The organism is Streptomyces sp. NPDC059142, assembly GCF_042755665.1.
Classification (GTDB): domain Bacteria; phylum Actinomycetota; class Actinomycetes; order Streptomycetales; family Streptomycetaceae; genus Streptomyces.
This window is the reverse complement of sequence record NZ_JBHZDA010000002.1, coordinates 150,322-171,206: the sequence shown is the minus strand read 5'-3', so window position 1 is coordinate 171,206 and position 20,885 is coordinate 150,322. Positions and strand designations below refer to the sequence as shown.

The following is a 20,885-nucleotide window of genomic DNA, read 5'->3' as shown; positions in this document are numbered from 1 at the left end:
GACGCCGTCCGACCGGTCGGGGAGGGGCCGGCCGAGCCGACCGCCCCGGGGCGCGTGTCACGCCCGGTCCGGTCGGGTACCCGTTCAGCTCAGTCCGAGGAGCCGAGGAGCCCCGGTGCGAGGACCCTCGGTCCAAGGAGGCGGGGGATCCGTACCAGGAACCAGGAGGAACACATCATCATGCGCGTCGCATTTCTCGTAGCCCCGGAAGGTGTCGAGCAGGTGGAGCTGACCGAGCCCTGGGAGGCCGTGCTCGCCGCCGGGGGCACGCCGCAGCTCGTGTCGACGCGGCAGGGCACGATCCAGGCGTTCGACCATCTGGACAAGGCCGACACCTTCCCCGTGGACAAGGACCTGGACGCGGCCCGGCCCGGCGAGTACGACGGTCTCGTGCTGCCCGGCGGGGTCGCCAACCCCGACGCGCTCCGCACGGACCGGCGCGCCGTGGAGTTCGTCCGGGGGTTCTTCGACTCCGGCAAGCCGGTCGCGGCCATCTGCCACGCGCCCTGGACGCTCATCGAGGCCGACGCGGTGCGCGGGCGTACCCTCACCTCCTGGCCCAGCCTGCGGACCGACATCGGCAACGCCGGGGGCACGTGGGTCGACGAGCAGGTCAAGGTCTGCACCGCCAGGCCCAGCACCCTGGTCACCAGCCGTAAGCCGGACGACCTCAAGGCGTTCTGCGACACCTTCGTCCAGGTGTTCAAGGACGTCTGACGGCGGGCCGGGCGCCCCGGCCCGCCGTGGATCATCCGGCGTGCACCTTGCGGTAGAGGTCGCCGTCGTAGAACTCGGCGGGGTCGGGGTTCTTCTCCAACTGCTTGTTGTGGACGAAGAGGTCCCCGAGCTTGCTCAGCGCGCGGGCGATCTCGCCGTTCCCGGTCTTCGCCACGAGTTCGTCGGTGGTGAAGGTCTCGACGTGCGAGGCGTCCGCCTTCGCCTGTGCCTCGCTGACCTTGAGCATCCCGGCCACCAGGGCGACCGACTCCTCGGGGTGCCGCGCGCGCCAGTCGTTGGCCTGCTGCAACACCTTGACGACCTTGCTGTTCTTGGCCTCGGGCACCTTGTTCCCGGCGACGAAGGCGGTGGGGAAGGCGTCCCCGGTCTCCTTGGTGCTCGCCACCTCCTCCAGATCCGGGACCTTCTTCCTGATGGTGTCGATGGAGGGGTAGAAGATGCCCGCGCCGTCGATCTTTCCCGAGGTGAAGGCCGACACCACGGTGGACGGGTCCATGGCGATCTTCTGGATGTCCCCCGTGGTCATCCCGGCCTTCTCCAGCGCGATGTTGAGGATCATGTCGCCGGACGTGCCCTCGGGGACACCGACCCGCTTGCCCTTGAGGTCCTTCATCGTCCTGATGCCGGGCTGGGCGATGACGCGGTCGGCGTAGGTGTACGTGTTGACGGAGACGACCTTCGCCTTGCCGGAGGCGGGCAGCCACATCGCGCCGGGGCCGATGTAGCCGTAGTCGAGGTCGCCGGAGCCCAGCGCCTGGATCTGCACCGGTCCGTTGTTGAACACCTTGGTCCGTGCGGTGAGTCCCTGTTTCTTCCACAGCCCCTGGTCCTCGGCGATGGCCAGCAGACTGGCGCCGTTGTAGTCGCCGATGTAGCCGAAGTCGACGGTGTCGTCGTCGGAGGCGCCGCCGGAGCACGCGTTCAGGGTGAGGGTGAGGACCGTTGCGGAGAGGAGCGCCGGCAGAGCGCGGCGGAGGGAGCTTCCGGGCATGACGGGATTGTCCTTACGGGAAAGGGAGGGGAACCACGTGCGCGGCGCGCGGGAGGGCGCGTTCGAGTGCGGGAAGGGGCCCCGGGCGGCGGCCCGGTCCGGCCCGTTGGGCGGTTACGGGACGGGGGCGGCGTTCTCCTGGTGGTGTACGGAGGTCCACACCGCGTTCCGGATCCGCCGGAACTCGGCGGAGAGCCGGATCTCCTCGGTACGGGGATACGGCAGGTCCACGTCGATGACGCGGTGGACGCGGCCGGGCCTGGCGGCCATGACCACCACCCGGCCCGCCAGGTAGACGGCCTCGTCGACGTCGTGGGTGATGAAGAGCACGGTCCGCTTCTCGCGGCTCCAGGTCGCCAGGAGCTGGTCCTGCAACTGCACCCGGGTGAGGGCGTCGAGCGCCCCGAACGGCTCGTCCATGAGAAGGACCCGCGGGTCCACGGCGTACGCGCGGGCGATGGCGCAGCGCTGTTTCATGCCGCCCGAGAGCGTCTTCGGGAGGGCGTCGGCGAAGGCGTCGAGTCCGACCAGGGCGATCGCCCGGTCGGCCCGGCGGCGCCGCTCCTCCGCGGGGAGCGAGGCGAGCCGGAGACCGAACTCCACGTTCTGACGCACCGTCAACCAGGGGAAGAGCGCGTACTGCTGGAAGATCACCCCCCGGTCGGGCCCGGGGCCGCTCACCGGTTCGCCGTCCACCAGCACCCGGCCCGAGCTGGGCTCCTGGAGGCCGGCGGCCATGCTCATCAGTGTGCTCTTGCCGCAGCCGGACGGGCCGACGACGGTGACGAACTCCTGGTCGGCGATGTCCAGGGACACCCCGTCCAGCGCGGTGAACTCGGCCCCCTTGAGCGGGAAGGTCTTCACCACGTCCTGAAAACTGATCTTGGGGTTCATCGTCGCTCCTGCCAGCCGGTGAGCCGTCGTTCGGCGAGCAGCAGCAGCCGGTCCATGAGCAGGCCGAGCACGCCGATGGTGATCAGGGACACGAAGATGGTGTCCATCTCGAACCAGGTGGACGCCTTCTGCATCCGGTAGCCCAACCCCTCCTGCGCGCCGATCAGTTCGGCCGCGACCACCGTCGCCCACGAGGCGCCGAGCCCGATGCGCATACCGACGAGGATGAACGGTGTGGAGGCCGGGATGACCACCTTGGCGAAGATGACCCGGTCCGACGCGCCCAGGACCCGGGCGGCGTTGATGAGCGTGCGGTCCACGTCGACGACACCCTGGAAGGAGGCGACGACGCAGGCCATGAAGGAGGCGAGACAGATCACCGCGATCTTCGGGACCTCCCCGATGCCGAGCAGCACCACCGTCAGCGGGATGAGCGCGAGCGGCGGGATGGTGCGGAAGAACTGGATGTACGGCTCGACGACGGCGCGCACCACCGGGTACCAGCCCATGAGGAAACCCACGGGCACGGCCACGACCACACCGAGGGCGTAGCCGAGGAAGACCCGGCGCAGGCTGGCGAGCGTATCGGTCGCCAGGGTGCCGTCGGCGGTCATCTCCCCGGCCTTCCGCGCCACGGCGAGCGGCGTCGGCAGATTCTCGACCAGTCCGAGCGCGGCCACCACCGCCCAGACCAGGGCGCCGGCCAGGAGCGCGAGGACATTGAGGGCCAACGGCCGCCGCCGGGTGCGGCGTTCGGCGCGCCGCGGGTCGCGGACCGTGGCGGTCTTCTCCGGAGGGACGGTCACGGCCATGGGTGCCTGCCTGGGTTCACGCGTGCTCCTCGGTGACGGGCTGCGGATAGCGGGAGAGCAAGGGGGATTCGCGGAGGACGAGGGCGATGCCGCCCAGCGCGCTGCCGGCGTCGCCGAGGGTGGCGGGCCGTACCCGCACGCGGTGGCTGACCATCGGCATGACCCGGGTGCGCAGGGCCCGCTCCACGGGCTCGAAGAGGGCCGGGCCCGCCTGGGCGAGTTCGCCGCCGATGACGATGACACCGGGGCCGACCGCGTTGCACACGGCGGCCAGTACGGTGCCGATGTCGGTGCCGGCGCGTTCCAGCACCGTGAGCGCGCGCCCGTCGCCGGACGCGGCGGCTGCCAGGAACGCGGAGATGCCGTCGGCCCGGCCGCCCGCCGAGCGGTAGCGGTGCAGTACGGCGTCGAGGGAGGCGACGGTCTCCAGACAGCCGGTGCCGCCGCACTCGCAGGGCGCCCCCTCGGGGTCGACGGTGATGTGGCCGAACTCGCCCGACATGCCCTGTGTCCCGCGGTGCAGCCGGCCGCCCATCACCAGGCCGCCGCCCACCCCGTGGGAGAGCCGCAGATACAGCACGTCCCCGCTGTCGGCGGCGGCGCCGTACACGGTCTCGGCGAGGGCGGCCAGCCGGGTGTTGTTGTCGAGCAGCACCGGCACGCCGAACCGCTCGCGCAGCAGCGCGGAGAGGCCGTCGGTGCCGCGCCCCCGGGCGGCCGGGTCCGCACCGTCGGCGTCGACGACGGGCCCGACCACGCCGACCCCGATCGCGCTGAGCAGACCGAGCCGCAGCGTGGAGCGCCGGGGGGCGTGGTCGGTGGGCCCGGCGGCCCGGGGCGGGCCGCCGAGGGAGCCCAGGAGACGTTCGGCGATGTCCGCCCGCTGGGGCCAGGTGAGGCCCGGGGCGTGCGCCTCGCTGGCCGAACCGATCACCTCGTGGGCGACGTTGACCGCCGAGACATGGATGGCCCGGCGGGCGAAGTCGATGCCGATCGCCTCCCCGGCGTCCGGGTTGAGGCTGAGCTTCTCCACCGGCCTGCCGCGTCGGCGCACCTCCGCCCGGGGGGTCGAGGTGACGACCGCGCCGCCGTCCACCAGACCGGCGACGATGTCGTACAGCGTGGTCCGGGACAGCCCGCAGTGCGTGGACAACTCGGCCCGGCTGAGCGGTCCGTGCTTGCGGAGGAGGTCGAGGACGGACTGCTCATGGCTCTTGCGCAGCCGCGTCAGCGGACCGTCGTGTGCCTGCATGCCGAACAGCATGGGGAGCCCCCACCTTTTTCGTCAATGAGCCGGAACAAAGGAATTCCCGGCCCCTCGCGACCGGGTGGGTGCCTCTCCACCGGCTCCCCGCAGCGGCGTTGGACCTGTGGAGGTCCGGGAAGAGGCGGCCGGGGACATGATTATTGTTCGCACCATTGACATAAATCTTGTACGGGCCGGAACATGCCTCGCGGAGGACCGGTCAAGATCGCCCCGTCCCGCCGCCCCGTCCCGGCCGCTTCCACCGACCCCGGACCGACCGAACCGAAAGGGTCCCCGTGCGCCCCAACATGCTCTTCCTCATGACCGACCAGCACCGGGTGGACACCCTCGGCGCCTACGGAAACCCGCACGTCCGCACCCCGAACCTGGACCGGCTCGCGGCCGAGGGAACCCGGTTCGACCGCTGCTACACCCCCACCGCGATCTGCACCCCCGCCCGCGCCAGTCTGCTCACCGGCGCCGCGCCGTTCCGTCACAAGCTGCTGGCCAACTACGAGCGCAATGTGGGCTATCTGGAGGACCTCGCCGATGACCAGTTCACCTTCGCCGGACAACTCGGTGCCGAGGGATACCGGCTGGGGCTGATGGGCAAGTGGCACGGGGGAGTGCGGCGGACCGCCGCCGACTACGGCTTCGAGGGCCCCGACCTGGCGGGCTGGCACAACCCGGTGGACCACCCGGACTACCTCGCCTACCTGGCGGAGCACGGGCTGCCGCCGTACCGCATCACCGACCCCGTACGCGGCACCACCCCCAACGGCAGCCCCGGCAACCTCCTCGCCGCCCGGCTGCACCAGCCGGTGGAGGCGACCTTCGAGTACTACCTCGCCACCCGCACCATCGAGATGCTGCGCCGCTGGGTCGCGGACGGGGTCGGAACGAGCCCCGGGGGAGCCGGCGAGGGCGCCGCGACGGGGTCCGGGGCGGGATCAGGGGACGGCGCGGAGCGGCCGTTCTTCCTGGCCACCCACTTCTTCGGCCCCCACCTGCCCTACATCCTCCCCGACGCGTACTACGACCTGTACGACCCCGCCCTCGTCGAACTGCCCGCCTCGGTCGGCGAGACCTTCGAGGCCAAGCCGCCGGTGCAGAGCAACTACAGCAAGCTGTGGGCCTTCGACACGATGCCGCTGGAGGAGAGCCGCAAGCTGATCGCCGTCTACTGGGGGTACGTGACCCTCATCGACGAGCAGATCGGACGGATCCTCGACGCGGTGCGCGAGCTGGGTCTGGAGGAGCACACCGCGGTGTTCTTCACCGCGGACCACGGTGAGTTCACCGGCTCCCACCGGCTGCACGACAAGGGCCCGGCGATGTACGAGGACATCTACCGGATCCCCGGTCTCCTGAAGGTCCCCGGCGGGCCGGGCGGTCAGGTGCGGGACGAGTTCGTCTCCCTCACCGACTGCACCGCCACCATCCTCGACCTCGCCGGGAGCGACACGGCGCCGGCCGTCGACAGCCGCAGCCTGGTGCCCCTGGCCACCGGCGAGCGGCCGGAGTGGGACCAGCACCACCTCGCCGAGTTCCACGGCCACCACTTCCCCTACCCCCAGCGCATGCTGCGCACGCCCCGCCACAAGCTGGTGGTCAACCCCGAGTCGCACAACGAGCTGTACGACCTCACCACCGACCCCGACGAGCTGCACAACCGCTACGACCATCCCGAACTGCGGGACGTACGGGCCGAACTGACCCGCACGCTCTACCGGCTGCTGCGCGAGCGGGGCGACAACTTCTTCCACTGGATGACACCCATGTACGACGTGGAGACCGACTACGACACCACGCTCTCGGCGTTCGAGAACGAACCCGCCGGCGACCCCGCGCCGGAGCGGACGCGGCAGGAGCACGCGTGAGTCCGGCGGACCCGGGGGCGGTGACCGGCTCCTGCTGCGCGCCCGCCCGCCGGCCGGCCGAAGCCGCCGGCCCGGCGAGGGAGACGGCCCCGGCGGTCGCGCCGGGGACGGGCGGCGCGGCCGCCGCGTACCGCACCCCGGTCGAACTGCTCGGCGGTACCTTCCGGATGGGCAGCGAGGACGGCGACGTGAACCCGGGCGACGGGGAAGGCCCGGTGCGCGAGGTCACCGTGGGCCCGTTCGCCCTGGACGCCCACGCCGTGACCAACGCGCGCTTCGACTCCTTCGTCCGGGCGACCGGCCACCGCACCGACGCCGAACACTTCGGCTGGAGCTATGTCTTCGCGGCGTTCCTCCCCGAGCCGCTGCGCGCGGCCTCGCCGCGCCCGGCCGCCACCCCGTGGTGGCGCGGTGTGGAGGGCGCCCGCTGGGACGCTCCCGAGGGGCCCGGCAGTGTGCTGGACGGGCGCTGGGACCATCCGGTCACCCATGTGAGCTGGGCGGACGCCGCCGCCTTCTGCGCCTGGGACGGCGGGCGTCTGCCGACCGAGGCGGAGTGGGAGTACGCGGCGCGCGGCGGCCTCGACCAGGCCCGCTACCCGTGGGGCGACGAACTCACCCCCGGCGGCGCCCACCGCTGCAACATCTGGCAGGGCGAGTTCCCCGGCACCGACACCGCCGAGGACGGGTACGCGGGCACCGCACCGGTGCACGCCTACCCGCCCAACGGTTACGGGCTGTTCAACGTCTCGGGCAACGTCTGGGAGTGGACGGCGGACCTCTGGCACCCGGGGGCGCCGGGGCTGCGGGCGATGCGCGGCGGCTCGTACCTGTGCCACCACTCGTACTGCAACCGCTACCGCGTCGCCGCACGCACCGCCAACACCCCGGACAGCACCACGGGAAACCTCGGCTTCCGCGTGGCCCGGTCCGCTCCCTGACCTCCCCGCGCGGTCAGGCGCCGCTCCCGCGGCCCCCGTCGGCGCGCCGGACGTACAGCCGGTTGCCCTTCGGCCCTGTCCACTCCAGCCGGACCACCCCGGGCACCGCGGCGTCCGCGATCCGCGAAGGGTGGGACCAGTAGCCGAAGTTGGGGTTTCGGAAGAAGGTCCCCCACAGGTCGCCGCCGCTGTCCACGAAGAAGTTGTTGTGCCCGGCGGCGACCCCCGCGGTCCACCGCTTCGAGTACGGCCCCTCGAAGCGGTCCGCGACGGCGACGATCGCGTCGTACTGGTACTGCACCCGTCCTTCGCCGGGCGGGGCGTACGCGTACCGGGGACTCCCGTCGGCATCGATCGAGGTCCGGTCCCACGCGGCGTGCAGCAGGTAGTACTTGCCTCCGTGCTTGAACACGTAGGCGCCTTCGAGATACGGCTCGGGCGTGTACGGGGTCTGCCGGAACCTCGGGAGGTCCGTGGGGGTGACGATGTCCTCCATGTCGCCCCGGAACTTCGCGTACAGGTCGTTGTGGAGCACGAGCCAGGCGTCGTCCCCCTCCGCGTAGAGGCTGCCGTCGATGTGGTGGTACGCGCCCGGCTCGATGAACGAGGGACCCCCGATGAACGGGTCCCCGAACGGCTTGTCGAGATTGCCCTCCACGAGCCGGTACGGGCCCTCCACACCGCCCTCGCTCACCAGCATGAACGAACCGACCTTGCGGGAGTGGTCGCCCATGCACGCCACCATGTACCACGTGCCGCGTACGTGGTGGAGCTCCGGCGCCCATGCCTGGCCGCGCTTGCCGAAGCGGTCGTCGTACCAGTACTCCTGCCACGGCGCGACCACCGTACGGCCGGGCCGGTTCTCGCCGGTGAACTCCGGCGACCACACCTTGCCCTTCTCGGCGCCGGGCCGGATCCGGGTCGTGTCGGCCAGCTTCCACGGCCCCCGCAGGGACCGGGCCGTCCAGACGAAGATGCCGTCGTTCCACGGTCCCGCCGCTTCGAGCCCGGGTACCCGGGTGGTGCCGGTGGCCACGTACAGCGGACGGCCGTCGACGACGAAGCAGTTGACGTAGGTGTCCCGCATCCAGACCTGGCCGCGCGCCTTGTCGCGGGGGCGCAGTTCGAGCGGGAGGACGAAGGAGTTGTCCTCGCGCGGCCACAGGTCCGGCCCCGCGTCCGCGAGACCGTACGGCTCCAGGGCGGGCCGGTTCGACGGGTGGCGCCCGCCCGGCGCGCCCCGCGGGGGCACCGTCCGCGCCGCCCCGGCGTCCGCGGACGCCGCCTGCGCGGCGGCCACCGGGAGGACCGCCGTCACCGCCAGGGAACCGGCGACACCGGCGAGCAAGGCCCTCCGGTCGACATGCGACTCGCTCTCTGAACTGGTCATCAGGTCACGCCCTTCTCGGTCGTCCAGGATGCCGGTGCCCTGCCGGAAAGCCGTCCTGGGGGTGGCATGCGGTCCAGCATGCGAAGGCGCGTCGATTTTCGTCAACAGGTCGGAAAATTAATCCGGATCAGCCCCTTCCCCGGGTTCCGCAGGCCACCGTGTTGATCGCCTCGGCCACCGTGGCCACGTACGGCTGCCGGACCACGCCGTAGTGGGTGGTGTCGAGCGGATGCCAGGAGCGGGGCTCCGGGAGATACGGCCGCCACCGCGTCCACTGCTCCTGCGGCGACCCCAGGGAGGGCATGCCCTCCACCGGGAGCCGCGCCAGCCACAGCCGTGCCGGGGTGGCCGCGAGCCGCCGCACCTCGTGCGCGGCCATGCTGCGCAGATTGGCCCGGCAGCACGCGGCGAGCCGTTCGGCGTAGGCCCGAGCCGGCTCACCGGCCGACGCGCCCCCGCTGTGGCCGAGTTCGGCCGCGAACACCGTGTCGAGCTGGGTCTCGTCGTACGCCTGGAAGCGCGCGCCGGAGTCCGGGGGCGGCGGGTCGAGCAGGTCGAGCGAGGCCACCGCCCGGCCCGCGGCCTCGGCCTCCGCGGCCATCTCCGCGGCCACCCAGCCGCCGAAGGACCAGCCCGCCAGCCGCAGTTGCCACTCCTCGGCGGGGAACCGCGCGAGGAGCGCGGCGTCGTAGTGCCGGGCCCGTTCGGCCAGGGTCCACCCGGCCGCACCCGGCCGGCGCAGCGCCGGGTCGGCGATGAGGCAGACGGTCAGCGCCGGATCGAGCGCCGAGACCAGCGACCGGTACGCCTGGATGTCGCCGCCGACCGGGTGCACCAGACAGAGCACCTCGCGCCCGGTGCCCTCCTGCCAGACCTCCACCTCCACACCGGACGGGTGCGCCCCGGACGCGTGGGCGTCGGAGGAGGCCCCGTCGCGGGGCGCTGTGTCCAGCCGGGCCAGGATCTCGGCGAGCGAGACCCGGTGGCTGAGCCAGGACAGTTCGAGTTCGACCCCGAAGTGCCGTTTGACCTCGCTGATCAGGTCCAGCATGGTCAGCGAGTCGGCGCCCAGGTCGTAGAGCGGGACCTCCGGGTCGAGCCCGTCCACCCCCATCCACTCGCACAGCCGCTCGGTGAGCAGCGCCACCGCGACCTCCGTGGGGGTGGCCGCCGCCTCCGCCGCCGCGGCCGGTGACGCCGCCGCGGGCTCCTCGTAGAACACCAGGGAAGCGTCGAGATCCGTGGTGGAGACGAGGAGTTGCGGCAGCCGCAGCGCCATCGCCCGCCCGAACAGCCGCAGCCCCTCGGCCACGCTCAGACCGACCCCGAGATGCGCCTGATGGCGGGCGTCCGCGCGCGGCGCCCGCAGCGCCATGCCCGCCTCGCGCCACACGTCCCAGTTGACGGTGAGCCGTACCGTGGTCTCCCCGTCGCCGGAGCGGTGGTGCGCGAAGCCGTCGAGCAACGCGTTGGACGCCGCGTAGTCGAACTGGCCGACACCGCCGAGCAGCGCCGACATGGAGGAGCAGTAGACCGCGAGATCCGGCCGGTGGCGCGCGATCAGCAGCTCCGTCAGCAGCGCGCCGCCCACCTTGGCCGCCGTCGCCGCGCGCATCGCGGTGGCGTCGCGCCGGACGATCAGACCGCCCGCCGCCACCCCGGCCGCGTGGATCACACTGTCGAGTCGAGTGGTCCGCCCGTCGATCAGGTCCGCGATCTCCTCCGGCGCCGCCTCGGCCAGATCCGCGCCGATCAGCTCGACCCGGTCGGCCCAGGGCGCCAACTCCGTCGGCAGTACGGGGGTACGGGCCAGGAGCAGGACCCGGCCGCCGGTCCGCTCCAGCAGCCAGCCCGCGACGGCGGCGCCGATCCCGCCCGTACCGCCGAGCACGAGATGGACACCGTCGGCGCCCGCCGGATCTTCCACGCCGCCCACGCCGTCCGTGCCGTCCGAGCCCGCCGACACGGGCAGGGTGACCGGCTCCCACCAGAACCCCTGCCGCAGCGCGAGCTGCCCCGGCAGCGGGGGTACGGCGTCGGTGTCGTCGGCCGCGGCCACCAGCGCGGCCACCCGGGTCGCCCAGCCGTCCGGGTCCGCGCCCGGGAGATCCAGCCACCGCCCGGCCGCCGCCCCCTCCTGCGGTGCCACCGTGGCGGCGCCGGCCAGCAGGTTCGCCTCCGGCCGCCGTACCGGGCCGTCGACCGGCCTCGCCCCGTACGACAGCCACCACGGGCGCAGTCGCGGTGTTCCCGGCGTCTCGGCCACCGCCCGCAGCAGGGCGGCCGGTGTGTCGAGGCAGGCCCAGCGGGCGCGCTCCACCGTGTCGGGGCCGACCGGCCCTTCGAGCCCCAGCGGCAGCGCGTGCAGCCAGTCGACGGTGTCGTGGCCCGCCTCCGCCAGCGCGTCGAGGAGTGCGCGCAGGGACGCGGGATCGGCCGGGTCGACCTCGTACCCCCCGTCGTCCCGCCGCGCGAACCCGTCGGCGGCGACGACCGGTACCACCCGGGCGTGCGCGCCCGCGAGGGCGCGGATCGCCTCCGGCCCCGGCGGACCGTCCGTCGTGACCACCACCAGCGTCCGGGAGGTGCGGGACGCGGTGGTGGCGGCGTGGCGCAGCCGTACCCACTGCGGCTGGCGCAGCCACGCCTCCTCGGGGAGCCGTCGCGGACCCTCCTCGGCCTCCGGGCCGGTCGTCGGAGCGCTGTCGCCGCCCTCCGGGCGGGCGGCGCGTGCGAAGTCGTAGTCGGCCGTCGCGAAGGCGGGCGGCGGGAAGTCCCACGGCGCCTGCGCGGGCCCGGCGGGCCAGTCGACCGGCCGCCCGGCCGTCCACGCCCGTACCAGCTCCTCGGCCGTACGGTCGCTCGCGCGGACCGGGTCACCGGCCGGGGTCACGGCGACCGGGACCGCCGTACGGAGCCACTCCACGGCCTCGGCGGCGTCCCGGCAGACCGCCGCGATCCGCCAGCGACGGGCCGGCCGGCCCGCCTGTACATGGCGCAGCACCGCCCCGTACGACTCCGGGTGCGCCGTCAGATGGTCGGCGATCCGGGCGGCGTCGGTGCGCAGCGCGCTCTCGCTGCTGCTCGACAGCGTCAGACAGGGCGGGGCGGCGGGCAGACCGGCGGACGCACCGGAGTCACTATCTGCGGACACACCGGCGGACATCCCGGAGGACGCACCGGCGGGCGCGGCCGGGCGGAACACACCGTTCCGACCGGACCCTTCGAGGATCACATGGGCGTTGGTGCCACCGATGCCGAAGCTGCTCACCGCCGCCACCCGGTCCCGCCCGGCGGGCCAGGGCCGCGCCTCGGCGGGGATGTGGAACGGGGTCGGATCCGGGCCGATCCGCGGGTTGAGCGCGCGGAAGTCGGAGTGCGGCGGGACGATCCCGTGGTGGACGCTGAGCGTGGCCCGGATCAGCCCGACCACCCCCGCCGCCGCGCCCAGGTGCCCGATCTGGCTCTTGACCGAACTCAGGGCGCACCGCCCGGACTCCGCCACGTCGAACGCCTGGCGCAGGGCGCCGACCTCGACCGGATCGCCCAGCGCGGTGCCGGTGCCGTGCGCCTCGACATAGCCGAGGTCGGCCCCGGTCCGGCCGGCGCGGCGCAGCGCCGCCCGGATCACCTCCCGCTGGCCGCCGAGCGAGGGCGCGCTGTAACTCAGCTTGTCGGAGCCGTCGTTGTTGAGGGCCGAGCCGGTGATCACCGAGTAGACGGTGTCGCCGTCACGCTCGGCCAGGCTCAGCGGTTTGAGGACCACCACCCCGACACCGCTGGCGCCCACGGTGCCGCTCGCGTCGTCGCTGAAGGGGCGGCAGTGACCGTCCGCCGAGAAGATGTGCTGCGGCCGGTAGCGGTAGCCGCCGGTCAGTTCCATGTCGATCAGGACGCCGCCCGCCAGCATCACCTCGGCGTCGCCCTGGCGCAGCAGACCGGCCGCGAGATGGACCGCGACCAGCGAACTGGCGCACGCCGCCTGGGCGGTGAAGGCGGGGCCCGTCAGACCGAGGTGGTAGGCGGCCTTGGTGGCGAGGAAGTCCTTCTCGTGGTGGAGGGCGAGCTGGAAGGTGTCGGGCAGCAGCGCCGGGTCGGCCTCGCGCAGCATGGACTGGAAGTACGTGTTCTCCCCGGCGCCGGCGATCAGCCCCACGCGCAGGGCGGACGGATCGGCGATGCCCGCGTGGGCCAGCGCGTCCGCGCAGCTCATCAGCAGATGGCGCTGCTGGGGGTCCATCAGCCTGGCCTCCTGCCGGCTGAGGGAGAAGTGGTCGGGGTCGAAGGCGAGAGGACCGTCCAGTTGGCTGCGGGCCCCGACGAGACCCTCGGGGGCGTCGAAGTACGCGATCCCGCTGCCGCCCGTCCGCACCATCTCCCAGAACGCGCCGAGACCGGCGGCGCCCGGCAGCCGTACGGCCATGCCGATGACGGCGATCGGCTCGTCGGCCGCGCCGGACCGGTGCGCGCCCTCCCGGCCCGGGTGCGGCTCTGCCCCGGGTGTCCGGCCGTCGAGGAAGCGGGCCAGCGCCCGGAGGGTGACATGTTCGAACAGGTCGGCGACGGTGAGGCGCAGCCCCAGTTCGGTGGTGCAGCGCAGATGGAAGCGCATCAGGCCGAGGCTCGACGCCCCGGCGTCGAAGAAGGTCTGGTCGGGGCCGATGGGCGAACCCGTCGCCGCCTCGAACGCGGCGGCCAGCAGCGCCTCCCGCCCGGGAACACCCTCCGTCCGCGGGGGTACGGTCGCTGCGCCGGCCGGTCCCTCGGCGCCGTTCGGCAGCTCCTCGCCGGGGGCGCGCAGCGCGCCGTCCCGGTCGAGTTTGCCGCTGGGGGTACGCGGCAGGGCCTCCAGCCGCCGGAAGCGGTCGATCCGTACGTACGGTGGCAGCAGCGGCGCGAGATGCGCCCGGAGCGCCCGGACGGTCGGGGTGTCACCGGCCGCCGGTGTCCGGTCGCGGAACTGGAGGCAGGCCACCAGGAGTTCGCCGTCGCGCACCACCACCGCCTGTACGACCTCCGGGTGGCGCAGCAGGGCCGCCTCCACCTCGCCCAGCTCCAGCCGGTGGCCGCTCAGCTTGATCTGCTGGTCGTCCCGTCCCCGGTAGTGCAGCAGGCCCTCCCGGTCGAAGGAGGCGCGGTCGCCGCTGCGGTAGAACAGGCCGAGACCGGGCACCTCCACGAACCGCGCGGTGTTGAGCGCGGGGTCACCGAGATAGCAGCGGTTCGTCATCGTGCCGCCGATCAGCAGATCGCCGGTGCACCCGGGCGGAACGGGCTCGCCCGCCGGGTCCACCACCCGTAGCACCGCGCCCGCGACGGGCCGTCCGACGGCCGGCCGGTCCGGCCACCGCGCCGGGTCCCCGTCCAGGCACAGCGCGCTCACCACATGCGTCTCGGTGGGACCGTAGTGGTTGAAGAGCCGGGCGCCCGGCATCCCCGCGAACCACCGCCGGATCGCGTCGGTGCACACGAGCTGTTCGCCCGCGGTCACCACCTCGCGCAGCCGGGAGGGGTAGCGGCCGAGATGGACGGCGTGCTCGGCGAGGAGCTGCAACGCCACGTACGGCATGAAGACACGCTCCGCGCCGGCCGCCTCCAGCCGGTCCAGGAGCGCCGGCGGATCCTGCCGCCAGGCGGGTTGTACGAGATGGAGGCGGCCCCCGCCGCAGAGGGTCCCGAAGATCTCCTGGAAGGAGACGTCGAAGGAGAGCATGGAGAACTGCTGGGTGACGGCGGGCCCCGCGAGACCGCCGGACTCCGCCTGCCACTGGAGCAGATTGCACAGCGTACGGTCGGAGACCCGCACGCCCTTGGGGACACCGGTGGAGCCCGAGGTGAACAGGGTGTAGAGCGGGCGGGCGCCGTCGTGCGGGGGTACGGGCGGGGCCGGGGCCGTCGACAGGGTGACGGTGTGGAGTGCGAGGCCCCCCGGGTCGACGGCGTCGAACGCGGCTTCCCCGCCGGGCGGGAGCAGGACGCACAGCGGGCGCACCCGTTCCAGGATCTGCCGCAGCAGGGCCGGCGGATAGGACGGATCGAGCGGGACGACGGTCACATTGAGCCGGGCCAGCGCCAGGAGCGCCACCACGTGCTCGACGGACGGGCCGAGATGGAGCGCGACATGGCAGGGCGCGTCGTCCTCCGGCAGCGGGTGCGCGGCGCGCAGTTCGGCCGCGAGCGCCGCCGCGTACCGGTCGAGTCCGGCGTACGTCACCGTGCGGGTGCCGTCGTCGAGCGCGGGCGCGTCGGGCGTTCTGGCGACCTGGCGTGCGAATCCCTCCGCCACCGTGGTCCAGGCCAGGGACGCGGTCGCCCCGCGCCCCGGTTCCGGCAGGGTGCGGCGGTACGGTGCGGCCAGTTCGGCCGGGGTGATCCGCGCCCCCTCGGCGAGCAGATCGACGGCGCGGGTGAACAGGTCGGCCAGCGCGCTGATCCGGGACGCGTCGAAGTGGTCGTCGGCGTACTCCCACAGGCAGTCGAGGCCGTCCGGGCGCTCCACCACGGAGAGGGTCATCGGGCACTTGGCCTCGGCGGGCGCCCCCCACAGGGGCCGGGTGGCGCACCCCGGCAGGGCCAGCGCCCCGAAGTCGGTGTTCTCCAGCACGAACAGGAAGTCGAACGGCGAGCTGCCGACACCACCCGTACGGGGGTCCGCCGTGCTCGCCCGGTCGGCCAGGACATCGGCCAGCGCCACGTCCTGCCGCTCCAGCACCGCCCGCGCACCGGCGCCCAGCCGCGCCACCTGGTCGCGCAGCCCTTCACCGGGCGCCACGGTCAGCGGCAGCAGCACGGTGTTGGCGAACATCCCCACACTGTCCTCGAACTCCCGCACCGGCCGGTTGGCCACGGGGCCGGCCAGCCGCGGCCGGGTCATACCGGTCACCCCGTACAGACCGCAGGCGAAGACGCCGAAAAGCAACTCGAAGCGGGTCAGGCCGAGTTCGGCGCAGAGCCGGTCCACACGGGCGCGGCGCCCGGTGTCGAGCGAGGTGTGCAGGAGACGGCCGGCGGAGAGCGTGTGACCGGTGGCGGGCAGGGACTGCTGTCCGGCCGTCACCGCCGGGCCCGCGTAGTGGTCGCGCAGCGCGCGGCGCTGCTCCCGGTAGGCGGTCCCGGCGAACCGGTCGGCCTGCCAGACCGCGTAGTCGAGCGGAGTGGGTGCCCCGGACTCGGGCCACGGAACGGGCTCGGCCGACGCCGACGCCGACTCCGATGCCGACTCCGACGCCGATGTCAGTGCCGGTGCCGGTGCCGGTGTCAGCGCCGATGTCCGTGTGTCCGTGTCCCGGAGCGCGTCGGCGTAACCCGACGACAGGTCGGCCAGCAGCACGTTGAGGGACCAGCCGTCGACCGCGATGTGGTGCAGGTGCAGCAGCAGCACCCCGCCGCCGTCCCACGGCAGCCAGCAGGCCCGGAACATCCGCGGCTCGGACAGCTCGAAGGGCCGTCCGAAGAACGCGTCGGCGAAGTCCCGCGCGCCCGCCTCGTCGCCGCCCGCGCCGGGTGCGGGTTCGTGCCACGGGTCGTACGGTTCGCCCACCACCTGGCGCAGCCCCTCGGGCGCCGCCTCGAACGCCGTACGGAGCGCCGCGTGCCGCTCGACCAGCCCGCGCAGCGAGCGGCGCAGGGCCACCGCGTCGACCGCGCCGTCCAGCCGGAACGCCTGGCCCACGCTGTAGGCCCGGGAGCCGGGGGAGCGCTGCTGCACGAACCACAGGCGCTGCTGCTCGCTGGTGGCCGGCGCGCTGCGGGCCCCGGACGTACGCACGGGCGCGTCATCGACCGACTCGCCCGCCGCGTCGCCCGTCGCGTCGCCGACCGCCTCGGCGATCTGGGCCAGGCTCGCGTCGAGGACGGCCGACTGGGGCAGTTCGCGGCCCCAGCGCCGCCGTACCTCGAAGCGCAGCCGCAGCGCCTTGAGCGAGTCGCCGCCCAGGGCGATCCAGCGGTCCTCGGGCCGCGGGTCCGGGACGCCGAGGATGCCCGAGGCCAGGTCGAGCACGTCGCGCTGGCGCGCGGTGACCGCGACCTGCTCCCCGCCACCGCCGTCGGGGCGCCAGGGCCGCGCCGCGCCGCGCACCAGCGCCGCCTGGTCGACCTTGCCGTTGGTGGTGAGGGGGAGGGCGTCGACCCGGTGCAGATGGTGCGGGCGCATGTAGGCGGGCAGCTCGGCCGCGAGATGGCGGTCGAACTCCTCGAAGGACAGCTCCCGCCCGAACACCACGTACGCCAGCAGTTCGTTCGGCCCGTGCTCGCCGTCGCGGCGGGTGCACACGTACGCCTGGCGTACGGCGGGGTGTGCCGCGATGCGCCGCTCCACCTCGCCCGGTTCGATCCGGAAGCCGCGGACCTTCACCTGGCGGTCGGCGCGTCCCACGTACTCGACGACCCCGTCGGCGTCCGCGCGCACCAGGTCGCCGGTGCGGTAGTGGCGGGTCAGGCCGCCGTCGTGCCAGGGGAGCCGGACGAAGCGGCGCCCGGTCTCCTCGGGGAGGTTGCGGTACCCGGCGGCCAGTGCCGCGCCGGAGAGCAGGAGTTCGGCCGTCTCGCCGGGCGCGGCCGTGCGCTCGGTACCGGGGACCACGAGCAGGGTGCCGGTCCCGGGCAGCGCCCGTCCGATCGGTATCCGGTCCCCGTCGAAGTCGCGCGGGATGGGATGGCACAGGGCGAACGTGGTCGCCTCCGTCGGCCCGTAGGCGTTGTGGAGCCGGGTCGTGCTCGTCGCGTTGTGCGCGTACCAGCGCCGTATCAGGGACGCGTTGAGCTGCTCGCCGCCGATCAGGACCTGGCCCACCCCGGAGAAGCAGTCGGGCACGGTGTCGGCCACCGCGTTGAAGAGCGCCGTCGTGACGAAGACCGTGTCGATGCGCTCGCGCTTCAGCGCCGCGGCCAGCTCGTGCGGGGTACGGACGGCCTCGTCGCCGAGGATCACACAGCGTCCGCCGGTCAGCAGCGGCACCCACACCTCGAAACTCAGCGCGTCGAAGGCGGGGTTGGCGAGAGCGGCGAAGCGGGCTCCCTCCGCGGTCTTCACGTAACCGGGCATCGCCAGACGCAGGACACCGGCGTCCCGTACCTCGACGCCCTTGGGAACACCCGTCGTTCCCGAGGTGTAGAAGAGGAAGGAGACCGCCGACTCCGTGGACGGCCCCTCAGGAGCGTCCTGTTGCCCGGACCCGGGCGGTTCGGTGGCGAGCAGACCGTCGACCGGCAGCGGCCGTACGGAGCCGGGCAGAGCGCGCACCAGGTCCGGGAGGCCGTCCGCGGCCGCCGCCGGGCCGTGGACCACCGCCACACTCGCCGAGTCGGTCAGGATGTGGCGGCGCCGCTCCGGCGGGCTCTGAAGATCGAGCGGTACCACCCGGGCGCCGGCGCACAGCACACCGAGCATGGCGCAGACCTGCTGCCAGGAGCGGGGCAGCGCGAGGGCCACCGCCTGGCCGGGACGGACCCCGGCGCGGCGCAGCCCCTCGGCCACCGCCTGCCCGGCGGCGGCGAGTTCACGGTAGTCGAGCCGCCGCTCCCCGTCGGACACGGCGACCGCGTCCGGGGTGCGCAGCGCCTGTGCGTACACCGCTCGCGCCAGCGTGCTTGCCTGTCTCATCATGCCTCCAGCGCGACGTCGGCGAGTCCGGTCAGTTCCGCGGTGATCAGCTCGGCCAGCCGGGGCACCTCGTCGCTCTCCAGCATGTCCCAGTGGCCGCACTCCACCGGGTGGGTCGACCACCCCTGTCCGGCCCGGCGGCGCCAGAACTCCCGTACCTCTGAGCCGTCCTCGCCGTCCGCGGTGGCCTGGACGAACACCAGCCGGGCCGCCGTCGGGGGCGGCGGATAGTCCCGGGCGGTCATCCGGTTGTGGTTGTAGATACGGAAGTACCGGTCGATCTGGTCGTCCTCGATGCCCGGGTACATCCCGTTGAACCTGACCAGCTTCTCCCGGAACTCGGCCGCGTCCACCGGACCGACCGCCGTGCGCGCCGCCGTGTCCTCCGTCCCGTGGGTGTCGAGCAGGACCACACTCAGCCGGGTGTGTCCGGCCGCCGCCAGCCGCCGGCCCATCTCGTGGGCGACCAGACCGCCGTACGAGAGCCCGCACAGCACCAGCGACTCACCGGGTCGGGGGTCGACGTGTTTCAGATACTCCTCCGCCATGGCCTCCACGCTCGGCAGCGGCAGCTCGCCCGGGTGCAGACCGGGGGACTGGAGGCCCTGGACCCCGACCTCCGGGGGCAGCGCGGCGGCCAGCGGGAGATAGCAGAACGCGGTGCCGCCGGCCGGGTGGACACAGACCACCCGCCGCTGCCCGTCGCCCGCGCGGAACTCGACGAGGGGGCCGTCCGCACCGCCCGGACCCGGCCGCCCCGACATCCGCTCGCGCAGCCGTTCGGCCAGCGCCTCGACGGTCGGATGCAGCAGGATGTCGCGGATCGGCAGCTCCTCGCCGAACTCCTCCTGGACGGCGTGGGCCACCTTGATGGCGGAGATCGACGTCCCGCCCAGGTCGAAGAAGTTGTCGGTGACGCCGATCCGGGGATGGAGCAGCAGCCGGCTCCAGATCCGGTGCAGCGCCATCTCCACACGGTCGCGCGGGGTCCCCGCGTTGACCTGGGACGGCAGCGCGATCCGGGAGCGCTCCAGCAGCTCCGTACGGTCCAGCTTGCCGCTCCGGTTCAGCGGCAGGTACGGGAGTTCGACGAAGACCGAGGGGATCATGTAGTCGGGCAGCCGCTCCGCGAGCGCCGCCCGCCACGCGTGGGGCGGACGGGGAGCGGCCCCGCCCCGGCCGACGCCCGCCACCAGACGCGGCTCCCCGGGGCCCGTACGGTCGACGAGCACGGCCGCCTCGCGTACCCCGTCCAGTGCCAGCAGGGCCGCCTCCACCTCGCCGGGTTCGATCCGGAAGCCCCGCAGCTTGATCTGGTCGTCCACCCGGCCGACGTAGGCGGCGTTGCCGTCGGGCAGCCAGCGCGCCAGATCGCCCGTACGGTACATCCGCTCCCCGGCCACGAAGGGGTCGGGCACGAACCGTTCCGCCGTCAGGTCCGGGCGGTGCGCGTAGCCCGCCGCCAGGCTCGCCCCGGCGGCCCAGACCTCGCCCGCCACCCCCGGCGGCACCGGCCGCAGCCGCTCGTCCAGCAGATAGAGCCGGGTGCCCGGCAGCGGTCTGCCCATCGGGCAGGGCCGCTCCAGCGGCCGGAAAGCGGTGTACGCCGTGGTGTAGAGCGTCGCCTCGGTCGGCCCGTAGCCGAAGCAGATACGCAGACCGGGCAGGACCTGCCCCATCCGGTACAGCGCCATCTCGGGCAGGGACTCCACCCCCGTCAGCAACTGCCGCAGCGCCAGCCCCGCCAGCCGCTCCCCGGGCGCCTCGTCGATCCACTTCACGTAGGCCGGGGGCAGGAACGCCTGCGTGACCCGGTGCTCCCGCAGCCAGCCCATCAGCGCCCGGGGATCGCCCCGCAACGCGTCGGGGACGAGATGGAGTACGGCGCCGGTGGTGAGCGGCAGGAGGAGTTCGTGCACCGACGCGTCGAACCCGATGCTCGACCAGGCCGAGGTCGCCTCGCCCGGGGTGTCCCCGAACCGGTCCAGCCACTGGTCGAACAGGTTGGTCACCGAGCCGTGCGTCACCACGACGCCCTTGGGGCGGCCCGTCGAGCCCGAGGTGTAGATGACGTACGCCGGATCCGCGGGCCGGACCGCGACCCCGGGGGCGCCGTCGCCCGCGCCCTCCGCCTCGACCCCGGTCAGCGACGCCCAGGACCCCGGCGGCTCGGCCAGGTCGCTGAGCACCAGCGCGGGCCGGGCGTCCTCCACCATGGCGGCCAGCCGGTCGGCGGGCTGGCCGGGGTCGAGCGGCAGATAGGCGGCCCCGGCCTTGAGGATGCCGAGTACCCCCACCACCAGCTCCGCCGACCGCCCGGCGTGCAGACCCACCACCCGGCCGCGGGGGGGGGGGGGGGGGGGCGCCCCCCCGCGCGCGCGCGCGCGAG

Annotated in this window: 10 protein-coding genes; 3 read left to right on the top strand and 7 right to left on the bottom strand. The window is 73.6% G+C overall.

Annotated features, from left to right (window positions below; translation table 11 throughout):
• The first annotated feature begins 180 nt into the window (after positions 1-180).
• The gene (locus ACFXPK_RS01915; RefSeq protein ID WP_385000830.1) at positions 181-717 is read left to right on the top strand and encodes a type 1 glutamine amidotransferase domain-containing protein; all 537 of its coding nucleotides are present in this window, start codon (positions 181-183) and stop codon (positions 715-717) included.
• Positions 718-748: 31 nt separating this feature from the next.
• On the opposite strand, the gene ACFXPK_RS01910 is transcribed toward ACFXPK_RS01915, so the two are convergent.
• From ACFXPK_RS01910 to ACFXPK_RS01895, 4 genes are all read right to left on the bottom strand, one after another.
• Entirely contained in the window at positions 749-1,729 is a 981-nt protein-coding gene (locus ACFXPK_RS01910) for an aliphatic sulfonate ABC transporter substrate-binding protein (protein ID WP_385000833.1), read from the bottom strand.
• 114 nt (positions 1,730-1,843) lie between these two features.
• Positions 1,844-2,623, bottom strand: a complete 780-nt coding sequence (locus ACFXPK_RS01905) for an ABC transporter ATP-binding protein (RefSeq protein WP_385000836.1) — start codon at positions 2,621-2,623, stop codon at positions 1,844-1,846.
• Positions 2,620-3,435, bottom strand: coding sequence for an ABC transporter permease (locus ACFXPK_RS01900; RefSeq protein ID WP_385070521.1), 816 nt, complete (start codon positions 3,433-3,435; stop codon positions 2,620-2,622). Before ACFXPK_RS01900 ends, ACFXPK_RS01905 begins: the two co-directional genes overlap by 4 nt.
• A 16-nt stretch (positions 3,436-3,451) precedes the next feature.
• Positions 3,452-4,699, bottom strand: coding sequence for an ROK family protein (locus ACFXPK_RS01895; protein ID WP_385070518.1), 1,248 nt, complete (start codon positions 4,697-4,699; stop codon positions 3,452-3,454).
• Between the two features lie 302 nt (positions 4,700-5,001).
• Here ACFXPK_RS01895 and ACFXPK_RS01890 point away from each other — a divergent pair, with 302 nt between their 5' ends.
• Together ACFXPK_RS01890 and ACFXPK_RS01885 are read left to right on the top strand one after the other, a co-directional pair.
• Positions 5,002-6,561 carry a sulfatase-like hydrolase/transferase gene (locus ACFXPK_RS01890; RefSeq protein WP_385070515.1) on the top strand — a complete coding sequence of 520 codons (1,560 nt, stop codon included), beginning with the start codon at positions 5,002-5,004 and terminating at the stop codon, positions 6,559-6,561.
• Positions 6,558-7,502: a formylglycine-generating enzyme family protein gene (locus ACFXPK_RS01885; protein ID WP_385070512.1), complete on the top strand. Its 945-nt coding sequence runs from the start codon at positions 6,558-6,560 to the stop codon at positions 7,500-7,502. Before ACFXPK_RS01890 ends, ACFXPK_RS01885 begins: the two co-directional genes overlap by 4 nt.
• 13 nt (positions 7,503-7,515) lie before the next feature.
• On the opposite strand, the gene ACFXPK_RS01880 is transcribed toward ACFXPK_RS01885, so the two are convergent.
• The 3 genes from ACFXPK_RS01880 to ACFXPK_RS01870 form a co-directional block, all read right to left on the bottom strand.
• Entirely contained in the window at positions 7,516-8,892 is a 1,377-nt protein-coding gene (locus ACFXPK_RS01880) for a family 43 glycosylhydrolase (protein WP_385070510.1), read from the bottom strand.
• Positions 8,893-9,019: 127 nt separating this feature from the next.
• Positions 9,020-18,496 carry an amino acid adenylation domain-containing protein gene (locus ACFXPK_RS01875; RefSeq protein ID WP_385070507.1) on the bottom strand — a complete coding sequence of 3,159 codons (9,477 nt, stop codon included), beginning with the start codon at positions 18,494-18,496 and terminating at the stop codon, positions 9,020-9,022.
• Positions 18,496-20,829 carry an amino acid adenylation domain-containing protein gene (locus ACFXPK_RS01870; RefSeq protein WP_385070504.1) on the bottom strand — a complete coding sequence of 778 codons (2,334 nt, stop codon included), beginning with the start codon at positions 20,827-20,829 and terminating at the stop codon, positions 18,496-18,498. Before ACFXPK_RS01870 ends, ACFXPK_RS01875 begins: the two co-directional genes overlap by 1 nt.
• Positions 20,830-20,885: the final 56 nt, after the last annotated feature.

Coding starts and splice junctions, on each gene's coding strand:
- ACFXPK_RS01905 (WP_385000836.1), bottom strand. CDS start 2,623: ATGAACCCCAAGATCAGTTTTCAGGACGTGGTGAAGACCTTCCCGCTC.
- ACFXPK_RS01910 (WP_385000833.1), bottom strand. CDS start 1,729: ATGCCCGGAAGCTCCCTCCGCCGCGCTCTGCCGGCGCTCCTCTCCGCA.
- ACFXPK_RS01900 (WP_385070521.1), bottom strand. CDS start 3,435: ATGGCCGTGACCGTCCCTCCGGAGAAGACCGCCACGGTCCGCGACCCG.
- ACFXPK_RS01915 (WP_385000830.1), top strand. CDS start 181: ATGCGCGTCGCATTTCTCGTAGCCCCGGAAGGTGTCGAGCAGGTGGAG.
- ACFXPK_RS01875 (WP_385070507.1), bottom strand. CDS start 18,496: ATGAGACAGGCAAGCACGCTGGCGCGAGCGGTGTACGCACAGGCGCTG.
- ACFXPK_RS01890 (WP_385070515.1), top strand. CDS start 5,002: ATGACCGACCAGCACCGGGTGGACACCCTCGGCGCCTACGGAAACCCG.
- ACFXPK_RS01895 (WP_385070518.1), bottom strand. CDS start 4,699: ATGCTGTTCGGCATGCAGGCACACGACGGTCCGCTGACGCGGCTGCGC.
- ACFXPK_RS01880 (WP_385070510.1), bottom strand. CDS start 8,892: ATGACCAGTTCAGAGAGCGAGTCGCATGTCGACCGGAGGGCCTTGCTC.